We start from the raw sequence: 13,657 nt of genomic DNA on the forward strand, positions 1-13,657 counted from the left end.
CATTTGATTCACATCGCGATTGCGGAGGATGATTTTCGGGTTGCGCAAATCCATGAGAGATTGATTGAACAGCTTGATGGATTCAAGATGATTGGCAAGGCGGCCAATGCCAAAGAGACAATGGCGCTTTTGGAGGAACATAGGGCTGATCTGCTTTTGCTGGATATTTATATGCCGGACGAACTTGGGACCACGTTGATTCCGGAGATACGAAGCCGATTTCCTGAAGTGGATATTATGATCATCACAGCGGCAACAGAAACCCGTCATTTGCAGGAAGCGCTCAGGGCAGGGATTGCCCACTATTTGATCAAACCTGTAACGGCTGACAAGTTCAGACAGGTGCTGCTTCAGTATAAAGAAGTCAGAAAGCTGCTGTTGTCTCAGCCAGAGGTCAGCCAATCCATGATTAATCATATTTTCGGGACCAGTGTGAAGACACCTTTGCCGGCAGAGGAGTTGCCGACAGGCATTAATTCGATTACACTGCGAAAAATTAAGGAAGCGCTCCGAACTGCGTCAGAAGGATTGACAGCTGAAGAGCTAGGAGAAAAAATGGGGGCGTCACGAACGACTGCCCGCCGCTATGCCGAGTACCTTGTGGCAAAGGATGAAGCAAGAGCCGAGCTTGAATACGGGATTATCGGCAGGCCGGAGAGAAAATATTATTTGGCGGCGGAATAGAGATGAAGAAATGTATGATTCTATTGATTGCTTTATTGATCTTTATGCAGGGGGACATCAGGCAGGCGGCTGCGCCGCGCCTGCCTGGCGGGCCAATTGAAATTGTCGTTCCTGCTGAACCTTCTGGCGGATGGGACGTTACAGCGCAGGCGATCCAAGCGGTTTTGAGGCAGAAGCAGATCGTGAAGGATGAAGTTCATATCGTCTATAAACCCGGCGGCGGGGGAGATAAAGGCTGGAAATATGTCAACGAAAGCAGCAAACGCACCATCAGCATGACGTCCAGTTTAATACTGAGCAATGATCTTCTTGGGCAAAGCAAATTAAAAATTGGCGATTTTACTCCGCTTGCCATTCTCTCCAAGGAATGGCAGACGGTTGCATTGCCAAAAGGATCGGCGTTAACAAGCGGCAAGGATTTGCTGAATGAAATTAAGATGCATCCCGGCAATGTGAAAATCGGCTTTGCCCCGGGCCTTGGCAATGATGATCAGCTCTCGTTCGTCAGAGCGGCAGATATGTACGGCATTGACTCTTTTGACATTCAATTTTTGAGGTATGACAGCAGTGAACAGCTTATTCAGGCGCTGATCAGACATGAGATAGAAGCGGCTTCAATGACAATCTCTGAAGCAAAACCATATGAGCGGCTTGGCGATATCACGCTAGCTGCTGTAACGTCTGATAAAAGACTTGATGGTTTTCCTGATGTACCAACGTGGAAGGAGCAGGGGATCCCGTTTGTTTTTTCACATTGGAGAGGGGTTTTGGGTCCGAAAAACATGTCAGAGGAAGAGATTTCTTTCTGGGATCAAGCGCTAAAGAAGGTCACCTCCTCGCGAGAGTGGAAGCGAAAAATAAATGAACAGGACTGGGAAAGCTTTTATTTGAACAGCAGGGAAACGAAACGGTTTCTTGATCAGCAATCCGCGTTTTATCAAAGCATTATGACAGGGAATTAAGATCCCGGCATTGCGGGATCTTTTTGATGCGCTGTGAAATGATCAAAAAGAACAAAACGGTTTTAAAAAATTAAAAATACAAAAAAACCAAATTATTTACTTGCGATTGGTTTTCCCATACGATGGAAAAAAGGCAAGAAGGGGAGTAAGAGAGAAAATGTAAGCGGATTCATTTAAGGGGGGAATGGATGTGTTAGCAATTTTAGGCTTTCTCATGATGCTCGTATTTATGGCATTGATCATGACAAAACGGCTTTCTGTTTTAACCGCTTTAGTTTTGACGCCGATTGTGTTTGCACTTATCGCCGGATTTGGATTTACTGAAGTTGGGGACATGATGATTTCAGGGATTCAGCAAGTCGCGCCGACTGCGGTCATGATTATGTTTGCGATCTTATATTTTGGAATTATGATTGATACAGGGCTGTTTGATCCGATGGTTGGCAAAATTTTAAGCATGGTCAAAGGAGACCCTTTAAAAATTGTTGTCGGGACAGCGGTTCTCACGATGCTCGTAGCCTTGGACGGGGATGGCTCGACTACTTATATGATTACGACAAGCGCAATGCTTCCGCTCTATTTGCTGCTTGGCATCCGGCCAATTATTTTAGCGGGAATCGCGGGAGTCGGCATGGGAATCATGAACACGATTCCATGGGGCGGAGCAACGCCGCGGGCGGCGAGCGCGCTGGGGGTTGATCCGGCTGAGCTTACAGGACCGATGATTCCTGTCATCGCAAGTGGGATGCTTTGTATGGTGGCGGTTGCGTATGTGCTTGGCAAAGCGGAACGAAAGCGCCTTGGCGTGATTGAACTGAAGCAGCCGGCCAATGCCAATGAACCGGCGGCTGCAGTTGAAGATAAGTGGAAGCGACCGAAGCTTTGGTGGTTCAATCTATTGTTAACGCTTTCTTTGATAGGATGTTTAGTATCGGGTAAAGTTAGTTTAACTGTATTGTTTGTCATTGCGTTCTGTATTGCACTGATTGTGAATTATCCAAACCTTGAGCATCAAAGACAGCGCATCGCGGCGCACTCCAGCAACGTACTGGCTATTGGCTCCATGATTTTTGCTGCGGGGGTTTTTACGGGAATTTTGACAGGCACCAAAATGGTTGATGAAATGGCGATTTCGCTTGTGTCTATGATTCCTGAACAAATGGGCGGATTGATCCCGGCGATAGTGGCCTTAACAAGCGGCATTTTCACATTCCTGATGCCGAATGACGCGTATTTCTACGGGGTGCTGCCGATTTTATCAGAAACGGCTGTCGCATACGGTGTGGATAAAGTGGAAATTGCCAGAGCCTCTATTATCGGCCAGCCGATTCATATGCTGAGTCCGCTTGTGCCATCCACTCATTTGCTTGTCGGACTTGTCGGAGTATCTATTGACGACCATCAAAAATTCGCCATGAAATGGGCTGTTCTCGCAGTAATCGTGATGACGGTTATCGCTCTATTGATCGGTACGATTTCTATTTCCGTATGATAATTCAGGCGTAATGACGCACACTAACGGCAACAACATACCGGAGGTGTCCATCATGAGTGATCCTTATATGCCAATGACTTCAGTCAGAAGCGGAACGGGGTTCGAAGCGGCAATAGGGGTGCACGGCCTAACCGTGCAAATTGCGAATGTCTATTTTATTCAGCTCCCGTCTGAACCTCGCTCATTTGTTTTAATTGATGCCGGCATGCCTCAATCAGCCGGCATGATTATAAATGAAGCCAAACAAAGATTCGGCGATGATTTTCAGCTGAAGGCGATTATCCTTACACACGGGCACTTTGATCATATTGGTGCGATAGAAGAAATCCTTGAGGACTGGGATGTTCCTGTTTATGTGCATTCTCGGGAAATGCCTTATGTAACGGGGAAAGAGGATTATCCTCCGGCTCGTCCTGACAGTAAGAGCGGGCTGGTCGCCAAACTATCGCCGCTGTTTCCGCGGCACTCCATCGATATTTCCTCACATGTGCAGGCACTGCCGGAAGACGGCTCTGTGCCGTTTCTTGACGAGTGGATGTGGATTGCGACTCCCGGACACACCCCCGGCCATATTTCGTTATTCCGTGAGGACGGGCGTGTGCTTGTGGCAGGTGATGCTGTTATTACAGTGGAACAGGAGAAAATGGCAGACGTCTTGATTCAAAAACAGGAGCTTCATGGACCGCCGGCTTATTTCACGCCTGACACAGGGACTGCTGCGGAATCCATTCAGAAGCTTGCCGGTCTTGAACCGGAAGCACTGCTGACGGGGCATGGCATACCGATGACCGGCAAAAACTTTCGCAGTGACTTAATTGAATTGGCAAATCGTTTATCGTCTCTTTGACACCCGACATGCGGGTGTTTTTTAATTGTTTTCTAAGAGGATACAGAAAAATCATTTGTCTTCCGGCTTAAAAACGATACAATGAAAAGCATGAATGCGATTTGAAGGGGAGAGTTTGTTGGAAGAAAAAGAAATACTATGGAACGAAGCGAAAGTGTTTATTGCCGCATGCTATCAGGAATTGGGGAAGGAGGAGGAAGTGGAAGACCGTCTGGATAGCATTAAAAGTGAAATTGACCGGACCGGAAGCTATGTACATACAAAGGAAGAAATCGAGCATGGTGCGAAAATGGCATGGAGAAACAGCAACCGCTGCATCGGCAGATTGTTTTGGAATTCGCTGAATGTCATCGACAGACGTGACGTCCGGACGAAGGAGGATGTGCGGGACGCCCTCTTTCATCACATTGATACCGCCACCAATAACGGGAGAATTAGGCCGAGCATTACGATTTTCCCTCCGGAAGAGAAGGGTGAAAAGCAAGTCGAAATTTGGAATCATCAGCTGATTCGATACGCTGGATATGAATCTGACGGGGGAAAAATAGGTGACCCGGCTTCCCGTTCCCTGACGGCAGCCTGCGAGCAGCTTGGCTGGCGCGGAGAGCGAACGGACTTTGATTTGCTGCCGCTCATTTTTCGCATGAGAGGTGAAGAACAGCCGGTCTGGTATGAGCTGCCGCGTTCACTTGTGATCGAGGTTCCAATCACACATCCTGAAATTGAAGCGTTTTCTGATTTGGGGCTGAAATGGTACGGTGTGCCAATTATTTCCGATATGAAGCTTGAGGTCGGGGGTATCCATTATAATGCCGCGCCATTTAACGGCTGGTATATGGGCACGGAGATCGGAGCGAGAAATCTGGCAGATGAAAAGCGGTACGACAAGCTCAAAAAAGTGGCATCCGTTATCGGTATTTCTACTGATTACAATACGAACTTATGGAAGGATCAAGCGCTTGTTGAATTGAATAAAGCTGTACTGCACTCGTATAAAAAGCAAGGTGTCAGCATCGTTGACCATCATACGGCCGCAAGCCAGTTTAAACGGTTTGAAGAACAGGAGGAAGAAGCGGGCAGAAAGCTGACGGGGGACTGGACGTGGCTGATCCCGCCGATTTCACCCGCTGCCACTCATATCTTCCACCGTTCCTATGATAACTCAATCGTTAAGCCGAATTACTTTTATCAGGATAAGCCTTACGAGTAGACAACGGAAAATCGGTGATGGCCTTCAAGGCTGCGGGATTCTGTGACAGAGACGTCGGTAACATTTGAGAAAGGGCTGCCTTTCTTTACAGCCTCAAGAAATGATTGTAAGTCGTTTTCCGGGCCTTCTGCCAAAATCTCGACACGGCCGTCATCACGGTTTTTGACCCACCCGGCCAGTTTTCGCTTATCGGCTTCCATTTGAACAAAATAGCGAAAGCCCACACCTTGAACCCGGCCATCTGCAACGATTCGGTATTGAAGCATGTAAAAACCACCTTTTCTTTTTATGATAATCAATCATTTTACAACCTGTAAAGGGGATGTGTTCGTATGAAGACACTGCACTATAAAGTTCTTTCTCTTAATCTCGGAAAGCCGCAGACGCTTGAGTATGACGGCAAAAAAATCGAAACGGGCATTATGAAGCAGCCCGCTGATTCCGCTGTAATGCTGCATCGGGATAATTTTGAAGGTGACGGACAGGCGGATCTCGTCAATCACGGAGGACCTGATAAGGCTGTTTGTGTCTACCCGGCCGAGCACTATCCGTTTTGGGAAGAGGTTCTCTCAAGAACGCTGCCAAGCGCCGCATTTGGAGAAAATCTGACGGTCGCGGGCCTGACCGAGGAGAACGTTTGCATCGGTGATGTGTTCAAGCTTGATGAAGCTGTTGTTCAGGTCAGCCAGCCGCGCCAGCCGTGTGTAAAGCTGGCGAAAAAGTTTGGTGTAAAGGAAATGGTGCTAAAGGTTCAGCAAACCGGCTATACCGGATTTTATTTTCGCGTGCTGGAAGAGGGCAGGGTTTCTCCCGGCGCTAAACTGGAATTGCTGTCCAGAGGCGAGAAAGACATATCAGTTCAATTCGCAAACCGTATCAAATACCATGATGCAAAAAATCTCGCCGCCATTGAACGGGTTTTAAGTGAAGACGCACTGTCGGAAAGCTGGAGAGCGTCCTTTATGAAAATAAGGGACAGGCTGCAGCCGGCTGAATAGAAAAAAGCCGCGCATATCAACGTGCGCGGCTTTACTATTCTTAAGATTAATGTTTCTTTGTTTCAAGCAGGTTGGCAAGAAAATGGGTTTTATAGCTTTGAAGCTTTCTTCCTTCATGGTGCGTGATCCCCTGCTTTTTTAATTCTGCCACATACCAGCCTTTACTGCCGTAATGCATGTCAGAAAACTCCTTTCCCTATCTCTCCCAATGGAGAGGATTTTACCAAGCGATTGGCATTGTAACATCTATGGAAAGATGCTGAAAAGAGGTGCGGGAAAAACTGAGCCTTTCGTACTAGTTGTACGTTCTTCTGTATGTATATCCGGAGCAAAGGCTGAATAGGATTTAATGGCCGGTCAGTTTCATGATGACAACGCCAAATGTCATAATGCTGAAAACTATGCCGATATATGTGAGCATCCCGTTTTTTTTCTTCACGCCGTAAACGGTCAACATGATGCCTTCAATGAAAAAAATGATGCCAAAAATAATAAACCACATGCAGATAAAGGCTCCTTTCGCAGACATAATAGTAGTGTATCATATCTGGAAGAGCCCTGCTGTGGCATATCAAGAGAGCCGGGCAGCATATGCGCCCGGCTCGTGTTTTTATTGCTTATCAACCAATTTGACCAGCAGCTGTGCCAAATGTTTTTTCTCATCTTCGTCCGCAACGCTCCACAGCTCTTGCAGCAGCATTTCTTCACTGTTGTGCGGCTCTTCATGCTTTGCGAGGTAATCCCCCAGGATCGCGGCGCTTTTCACAAGCTTGCCGTCGTCCAAGCCCATCTTCTTGCCTCGGTTTACTTGTTTACTCAGATAGTCTTTAAATTCCTCAAAGTCTTTTAAAATGTCTTCTTTTGTTGTGCCATGCATGGCATTCATTTCGTTTTCAATTTGGATTTTTTCTTGATCTCTGTTCATTGCAATACCTCCTCCTGCATAGTGATGTTTACCCTGCAATTGGAGGAGGTTAAACCATCTGACAGTCCGGAATGTGTTTTACAGTTTAGTCAGGATAATGGGTTCATCTTTTGTGATGACGATGGTGTGTTCAACTTGGGCAACCAAGCTTTTATCCGGTGTCTTGAACGTCCAGCCGTCTCCAGCTTCAACAATCGTTTCCGCTTTCGTTGAAATAAACGGTTCAAGGGCGATGACTGTGCCGTTTTTGAAAAGCGCGTTATCAAACGGATCATAATAGTTCATGATGTGGTTCGGCGCTTCGTGAAGGCTTCTGCCGATTCCGTGGCCGGTCAGGGTTTTAATAACGGTAAATCCTTGAGAACGTGCTTCATGATAAACGGCTCTCCCAATCTGATTTTGCCGCTTGCCGGTTTTTGCCTGCTGCAGCCCTTTTTGGAAGGCATTCTCCGCGCATTGGCATAGCTTATGAAGGCGTTCTTCCCCATCACCGAGCACAAATGAGATGCCTGTGTCGGAGTAGAAGCCGCCAAATTCAGCGGAGATGTCAATGTTCACAAGATCTCCCGCTTTTAAAATTTTGGAAGTGCTTGGTATGCCGTGGGCCACCTCATCATTTACGCTGATGCATGTCACTCCCGGAAAGTCGTATTCTTTCTCAGGAGCTGAAACGGCGCCATGCTCATCAAGCACTGCTTTTCCGATAAGGTCAAGGTCTTTTGTACTCATACCGGGCTCTGCTTTCCGTTTCATTTCTTCACGCGCCAGTGCAACAATTCTTCCGATTTTTTTCAGGCCTTCTAATTCTTGATCGTTTGTTACAATCATCTGTCATTCCCGCTTTCTTTTTAAATAATCTAGCTTAAGCTTACCACAACTGTCTTAAAAATAGGAAACACACGGCCCTGGGAAAAAAGAAATACCCTGGGAATATTGGTATAGATCACTAGATATCTTATATGGTATATTTGAAAAAAAAGGGGTATGAGGGGGATGGGTATGCTTTCATTTTTACAAAAACTCGGGAAATCATTTATGCTGCCGATTGCGGTTTTGCCTGCAGTCGGAATTATCCTTGCGCTTGGCAGAGAGGATGTATTGAATATCCCGTTTGTCTATCAAGCGGGGACGGCTGTTTTTGATCACCTGCCGCTTATTTTTGCGATTGGGATTGCAATCGGCATTTCAAAGGACAGCAATGGGGCCGCAGGGTTGTCAGGAGCAATATCATATCTGATGCTTGACGCGGCGACAAAGACAATTGATAAAACAAACAACATGGCGGTGTTTGGGGGAATTATTGCCGGTTTAATTGCCGGCTACACCTATAACCGCTTTAAGGATACAAAGCTGCCTGAATATCTTGGATTTTTCAGCGGCAGACGGCTTGTGCCGATTGTAACAGCCATTATTACGATCATTTTAGCAGGCATATTCGGAGTTGTCTGGCCGCCGATTCAATCGGGCATTAACGAGTTTGGAGAATGGATGCTTGGGCTAGGCGGCATCGGGGCTGGCATATTTGGCCTGTTCAACAGGCTGTTAATTCCGCTTGGCCTTCACCACGTGCTGAATAATATTTTCTGGTTCCAATTCGGAGAATATAACGGAGTGGCCGGAGATCTGGCTCGCTTTTTCGCGAAAGATCCGACAGCAGGGACATATATGACCGGCTTCTTCCCAATCATGATGTTCGGTCTTCCAGCGGCGTGTCTGGCTATGGTTGTGACTGCAAAGCCGTCAAAACGGAAAGCAACGGCGGGAATGATGATTGGTTTTGCCTTGACTGCGTTTATCACAGGGATTACGGAGCCGATTGAGTTTGCATTTATGTTTTTATCTCCGCTATTATACGCTGTTCACGCGGTCTTAACCGGGCTGTCTCTATTTATCGTCAACTGGCTCGGCATCCGCTCAGGCTTCTCTTTTTCTGCCGGAGCCATTGATTATGTGCTGAGCTACGGAATTGCAGAAAAACCGCTGCTGCTGCTTCTGGTAGGTATATGCTATGCGGCAGTTTATTTTATAGTATTTTATGTACTGATTAAGGCATTGAATTTAAAAACGCCGGGACGCGAAGATGATGATGTGGATGAAGTGCTGGATGAAAATACTGTTCAGGATGTCAATGAAAACATTATGCTGAAAGGGCTCGGCGGAAAAGAAAACCTTCAAACCATTGATCATTGCGCCACAAGACTGCGGCTGATTGTGAAGGATACCGCTTTAGTGGATGAAACGCTGCTAAAGAAAGCAGGCGCAAAAGGGGTCGTCAAATCAGGCGGGCAATCGGTTCAAGTGATCATTGGCCCGAATGTCGAATTTGCTGCGGAGGAATTGAGAGCAGCGGTAAAATAAAAAAGCAGAGAGGCGAGCCTCTCTGCTTTTTCTTATTGATCTTCATCATCCGTTGACGTTTCGGTAGAATCTTCGTCATCTTTTTTGTAATCATAATCGGAAGGGTTCACCTTCGTAAAACCTTTCGGCTCATAGAACCGCAACAGGTCTCCATTTATGATTTTATCGGACATTTCAAGTTCCTTCTTGACGAGTGAGTCTTCTGATTTGTCGATTTCGGATTCATCAAGCTCTTTTCCGGTTTTCGTATCGTAATACTTGCCGGATACTTTCGTGTACTTCGGTGAAATAAAGTCTCCGTTACGGAACGGAATCACTTCACGGTGTTCTTTAGATAAAATATCAGAACCGGACATCAGGTAGTCTTTCGTATCCACCCCGAGCAAATGCAGAATGGTAGGAGCCACATCGACGTCTCCGGCATATTTATGAACTTTCTCGCCCTTCACGCCGGCAGCGTGGATAAAGAGCGGCACCCGTTGAAGCTGGGCGTTGTCATAATCAGTAATTTCATCCTTGCCAAGAACCTTGGCCATCGCCTTATTGTGGTTTTCAGAGATGCCGTAGTGGTCTCCGTACATCACGATAACCGATTTATCATATAACCCGTCTTTTTTCAGATCATTGAAGAATTGTTCAATGGACTGATCAAGGTAATGGGCTGACTGGAAGTAGTTGTTGACAACAGAGTCGCCAAAGTCTCCAGCCGGGAAGTCTGTATCCCCCTCATCCATTCCGAATGGGAAGTGATTAGATAGGGTAATGAACTTCGTATAGAACGGCTGCGGCAGGCTTTCTAACAGCGGCATTGATTCTTTGAAGAACGGTTTGTCCTTCATGCCGTAGTTTTTCGTGTTTTCTTCGTTCATGTCATAGTAGGCAGAATCGAAGAACTTATCGATGCCTTCCGCTTTGTACATTTCGTTACGGTTCCAGAACGTCTGCGTGTTTCCGTGGAATGCAGCAGATGTGTAATCCTTAGACTTCAGAATCGCCGGAACAGATTGAAGCGTGTTTTGCGCTTTGTTGACGAAAACGGAACCTTGAGCCAGCGGGTAAAGAGAGTTTTCCATCATAAATTCGGCATCGGATGTTTTACCTTGTCCCGTTTGGTGGAAAAAGTTATCAAAGTAGAACGTTTCATTATCGTGTGCCAGTTTATTTAAGAACGGTGTGACTTCTTTGCCGTCAATCTTATAGTCGATGATAAATGACTGAAGAGATTCAAGTGAAACGTAAATGACGTTTTTTCCTTCCGCTTTGCCGAAATACACATTATTCGGCACGTCGTAGTTGGCTTTCATGTAGTTTTCCACTTCCGTCACGTCGCTTGAATCGGCAAGCGCACGCTGGCTGTTGGATTTGACATTCTGCACAGCGTCATAAATCGTAAAATTGTACGTTCCCAAGTATTTCACAAGATAATTTCGGTCGAATGATCTTGTCAGCAATTCAGGACGGTCTGATTCCGCAACTGCCAAGTTTATTAAAAACACAAGAATGGAAGACGCAAGAACAATTCGAAACGATTTTTTGCTGGATGTTTCAGCAGGCTTGTTCACTTTGATCGCCAAGATGATCAGAATGATTGTGTCGATAAAGTAAAAGGCGTCAGTCGGTCTCATCAGCGAAAATGCGCTGTCACCGAGTTGGCCGCCGTTTATTTTACCCTGCATAATGACCGGAATTGTAATAAAATCATTGAAAAATCTGTAGTACACAATATTTGCGTACAGTAAAAAAGACATTAAAAAATGAATCACTATAATGGCTGTCTGCTGTAATTTTTTCTTGAACAAGAGTCCAAAGCCAAGAAAGAATAAGCTTGAGCTTAAAGGATTCACAAAAAGCAATATTTTTTGTATCGTGTTGTCTATTCCTAAGTTGAAGTTCAGGGCATAACCGACATACGTCTTGATCCATAACAGGACGACCGCAATTAAGAAGAAGGCCAGTCCTCTTTCTTTTATAAATGTTTTCATTGTTACACTCCTTTTTTCCGATCACAGTTCGAGCGAAACGATAGAAAAAACGAACGTATCCAATATAACACGAATCAGCTGATTAGAAAAGTGAAAACCGCCGGTTGAAGAAAGAGGCGAAAAACGCCGTCGAATCAACGTTTCGTTAACATATTGCAAATGTAAAATAAGGATTCTTTCTAGAAATTAAGGAATAAAATGGTACTTTCGGAGATGTATGATAAACTATAGGAATAAATGAAAAGAGGTGGAATGATGGATTTTTCCCATATTGTGTCTGAAGATAAAATTAAGCGTGCCATCAAAGATGGAGAATTTGAAAACCTTCCGGGAATGGGAAAACCGCTGCCAAAGGATGACGCGGCACACTTGCCGGAATCGCTTCGCATGAGCTACCGTATGTTAAAAAATGCAGGAATGGCAGAGGACGAGGGCGCGCTCAAAAAAGAGCTCATGACCATCGACCATTTAATCGCAAAGTGCTATGACGAAAAAGAACGTGAGCTGTTAATCAGAAAAAAAACCGAAAAGCAGGTGATGCTTGATAAGCTTGTCGACAAAAAAGGCATGTTTTCAAAGCCAGCCTCCGCCTTTTATAAAAATAAAGTATATGACCGGCTTGGACGAAACAGACCTTCTTCCAGCTGATTTGTCTTGTCTGAAGGATGGCGATTGATAGAAGCCATCCTCTTTATGTTCCAGTGGCCTCTGTCTAAAAGGTTTATGTTTAACGGTCTGTGGGGAAATGACTCATAAACGAAAAAAGGGTGATGGGATGGAACAACTATTGGAATGGATAGAGCGTATTTCTGATTGGCTGTGGGGTCCGCCGCTAATCATTTTGCTGACGGGGACGGGCTTGTACTTCACCATTTTGCTGAAATGTTTTCAATTTCGCTATCCTTTATACATTTTGAAGCAGACGATCGGGAGTGTAGGAAAAAAGCCGAAGGGAGAAGGCACAGTCACTCCGCTCCAGGCATTGACGTCAGCTCTCAGCTCGACGATCGGTGCGGCGAACATTGTCGGAGTGCCTGCCGCTATTATGTTTGGCGGACCCGGAGCGGTTTTTTGGATGTGGCTTATTGCCTTATTTGTCATGGCGATTAAGTTTTCTGAAAGTGTGCTTGCTGTTCATTACAGAGAAAAAAATGAGCAGGGGGAATTTGTCGGGGGACCGATGTATTACATAACAAAAGGGCTGCGCATGAAATGGCTCGGCATATTTTTCTCTGTTGCACTGATCGTGGAGCTGATTCCGAGCATTATGGTTCAGGGGAATTCAGTTTCAGTCTCTCTTGCCGAAACGTTTTCTTTCAATAAAATATACGCGGGAATCGGCATTGCGTTTTTGATCGGGTTGGTGGTAATAGGAGGGGTCAAGAGGATTGGAAAAGTAACAGAGTTTGTCGTGCCTCTTATGGCAGGTGCATACGTGGGAGCCGGGCTCCTCATTGTTCTAATGAATCTTTCATCAGTGCCGGCGTTTTTCTCTCTTATCTTTTCAAATGCGTTTACCTCTTCTTCAGCAGTTGGAGGATTTGCTGGTGCTGCTCTGGCTGAAACCGTTCGCTGGGGATTTGCCCGCGGGCTGTATTCTAATGAAGCCGGAATGGGAACAGCCCCGATTGCACATGCGGCGGCCAAGACTGATCACCCTGTAAGGCAAGGCTTCTGGTCTGTAATTGGCATTGTCATCGACACCTTGATCATCTGCACCACCACCGCTTTTATCGTCCTTTCATCCGGAGTCTGGACAGGGAAGAATGCATCAAAGGATCCGGCCGCACTGACGACTGCTGCATTTCAGCACTATTTTGGTTCAGGCGGAGGGTATTTCGTCTCGGTTTCTCTCGTTTTCTTTGTTGTATCGACCATCATGGTTGTCATTTTTTACGGCGTAAAGCAAGCTGAATTTCTGTTCGGACGCCTGGCAGGACATGTGATCAAATTCGTTTATTTAGCGGCTATTATCATAGGTGCCGCAGGCGGAGCAAAAGCCATCTGGGGCATATTGGACTTGGCATTAGTTTTTATTGTTGTTCCGAATGTGATTGCGCTGCTGTTATTGAGCAGAAAGGTAAAAGCGCTATATACCGAATTTTTTACATCTGAGCAGTATTACCTGAAAGATAGAGGGAGAACGAAACAGAACCCTGTTTACCAAACAAAAGAAGCCAAAAATTCTTAGTGTTT

15 protein-coding genes are annotated in these 13,657 nt (G+C 45.8%); 9 read left to right on the forward strand and 6 right to left on the reverse strand.

Features of this window, described 5'->3' with window-relative positions:
• Positions 1–3 precede the first annotated feature (3 nt).
• From citT to nosA, 5 genes are all read left to right on the forward strand, one after another.
• The gene (citT, locus tag Q3W56_RS18175; RefSeq protein ID WP_302896386.1) at positions 4–684 is read left to right on the forward strand and encodes a two-component response regulator CitT; all 681 of its coding nucleotides are present in this window, start codon (positions 4–6) and stop codon (positions 682–684) included.
• A 2-nt stretch (positions 685–686) separates the two neighbouring features.
• A complete protein-coding gene (locus Q3W56_RS18180) occupies positions 687–1,646 on the forward strand; it encodes a tripartite tricarboxylate transporter substrate binding protein (RefSeq protein WP_302896387.1) in 960 nt (319 codons plus the stop codon).
• A gap of 190 nt (positions 1,647–1,836) precedes the next feature.
• Positions 1,837–3,138, forward strand: coding sequence for an Mg(2+)/citrate complex secondary transporter CitM (gene citM, locus Q3W56_RS18185; protein ID WP_302896388.1), 1,302 nt, complete (start codon positions 1,837–1,839; stop codon positions 3,136–3,138).
• A 55-nt stretch (positions 3,139–3,193) separates the two neighbouring features.
• A complete protein-coding gene (locus tag Q3W56_RS18190) occupies positions 3,194–3,988 on the forward strand; it encodes an MBL fold metallo-hydrolase (protein ID WP_019713603.1) in 795 nt (264 codons plus the stop codon).
• 118 nt (positions 3,989–4,106) lie between these two features.
• Entirely contained in the window at positions 4,107–5,198 is a 1,092-nt protein-coding gene (gene nosA, locus Q3W56_RS18195; protein ID WP_302896389.1) for a nitric oxide synthase, read from the forward strand.
• Here the strand turns inward: nosA and Q3W56_RS18200 are convergent.
• Positions 5,189–5,464, reverse strand: a complete 276-nt coding sequence (locus tag Q3W56_RS18200; RefSeq protein ID WP_019713605.1) for an acylphosphatase — start codon at positions 5,462–5,464, stop codon at positions 5,189–5,191. The genes nosA and Q3W56_RS18200 overlap by 10 nt on opposite strands.
• Positions 5,465–5,530: 66 nt before the next feature.
• Here Q3W56_RS18200 and Q3W56_RS18205 point away from each other — a divergent pair, with 66 nt between their 5' ends.
• Positions 5,531–6,196 carry an MOSC domain-containing protein gene (locus Q3W56_RS18205; RefSeq protein ID WP_302896390.1) on the forward strand — a complete coding sequence of 222 codons (666 nt, stop codon included), beginning with the start codon at positions 5,531–5,533 and terminating at the stop codon, positions 6,194–6,196.
• A 46-nt stretch (positions 6,197–6,242) separates the two neighbouring features.
• Here the strand turns inward: Q3W56_RS18205 and Q3W56_RS18210 are convergent, their stop codons facing one another.
• From Q3W56_RS18210 to map, 4 genes are all read right to left on the reverse strand, one after another.
• Positions 6,243–6,374: a YflJ family protein gene (locus Q3W56_RS18210; protein WP_019713607.1), complete on the reverse strand. Its 132-nt coding sequence runs from the start codon at positions 6,372–6,374 to the stop codon at positions 6,243–6,245.
• A 168-nt stretch (positions 6,375–6,542) separates the two neighbouring features.
• A complete protein-coding gene (locus tag Q3W56_RS18215) occupies positions 6,543–6,698 on the reverse strand; it encodes a hypothetical protein (protein ID WP_268399997.1) in 156 nt (51 codons plus the stop codon).
• Between the two features lie 108 nt (positions 6,699–6,806).
• Positions 6,807–7,121, reverse strand: a complete 315-nt coding sequence (locus Q3W56_RS18220) for a DUF3243 domain-containing protein (protein WP_268399996.1) — start codon at positions 7,119–7,121, stop codon at positions 6,807–6,809.
• Between the two features lie 78 nt (positions 7,122–7,199).
• On the reverse strand, positions 7,200–7,949 hold the full coding sequence (map, locus tag Q3W56_RS18225) for a type I methionyl aminopeptidase (RefSeq protein ID WP_302896391.1): 750 nt from the start codon (positions 7,947–7,949) through the stop codon (positions 7,200–7,202).
• 171 nt (positions 7,950–8,120) lie between these two features.
• Between map and nagE the strand changes: the two genes are divergently transcribed.
• On the forward strand, positions 8,121–9,479 hold the full coding sequence (gene nagE, locus Q3W56_RS18230) for an N-acetylglucosamine-specific PTS transporter subunit IIBC (RefSeq protein WP_302896392.1): 1,359 nt from the start codon (positions 8,121–8,123) through the stop codon (positions 9,477–9,479).
• Positions 9,480–9,511: 32 nt separating this feature from the next.
• On the opposite strand, the gene ltaS is transcribed toward nagE, so the two are convergent.
• Complete coding sequence (ltaS, locus tag Q3W56_RS18235; RefSeq protein ID WP_302896393.1) at positions 9,512–11,461, reverse strand: lipoteichoic acid synthase; 1,950 nt, start codon at positions 11,459–11,461, stop codon at positions 9,512–9,514.
• Positions 11,462–11,716: 255 nt separating this feature from the next.
• Between ltaS and Q3W56_RS18240 the strand changes: the two genes are divergently transcribed.
• Entirely contained in the window at positions 11,717–12,109 is a 393-nt protein-coding gene (locus Q3W56_RS18240) for a DnaJ family domain-containing protein (protein ID WP_302896394.1), read from the forward strand.
• A 127-nt stretch (positions 12,110–12,236) separates the two neighbouring features.
• Positions 12,237–13,652, forward strand: a complete 1,416-nt coding sequence (locus Q3W56_RS18245) for an alanine/glycine:cation symporter family protein (protein WP_302896395.1) — start codon at positions 12,237–12,239, stop codon at positions 13,650–13,652.
• Positions 13,653–13,657: the final 5 nt, after the last annotated feature.

Source organism: Bacillus sp. C28GYM-DRY-1, assembly GCF_030519405.1.
GTDB lineage: Bacteria > Bacillota > Bacilli > Bacillales > Bacillaceae > Bacillus > Bacillus spizizenii_A.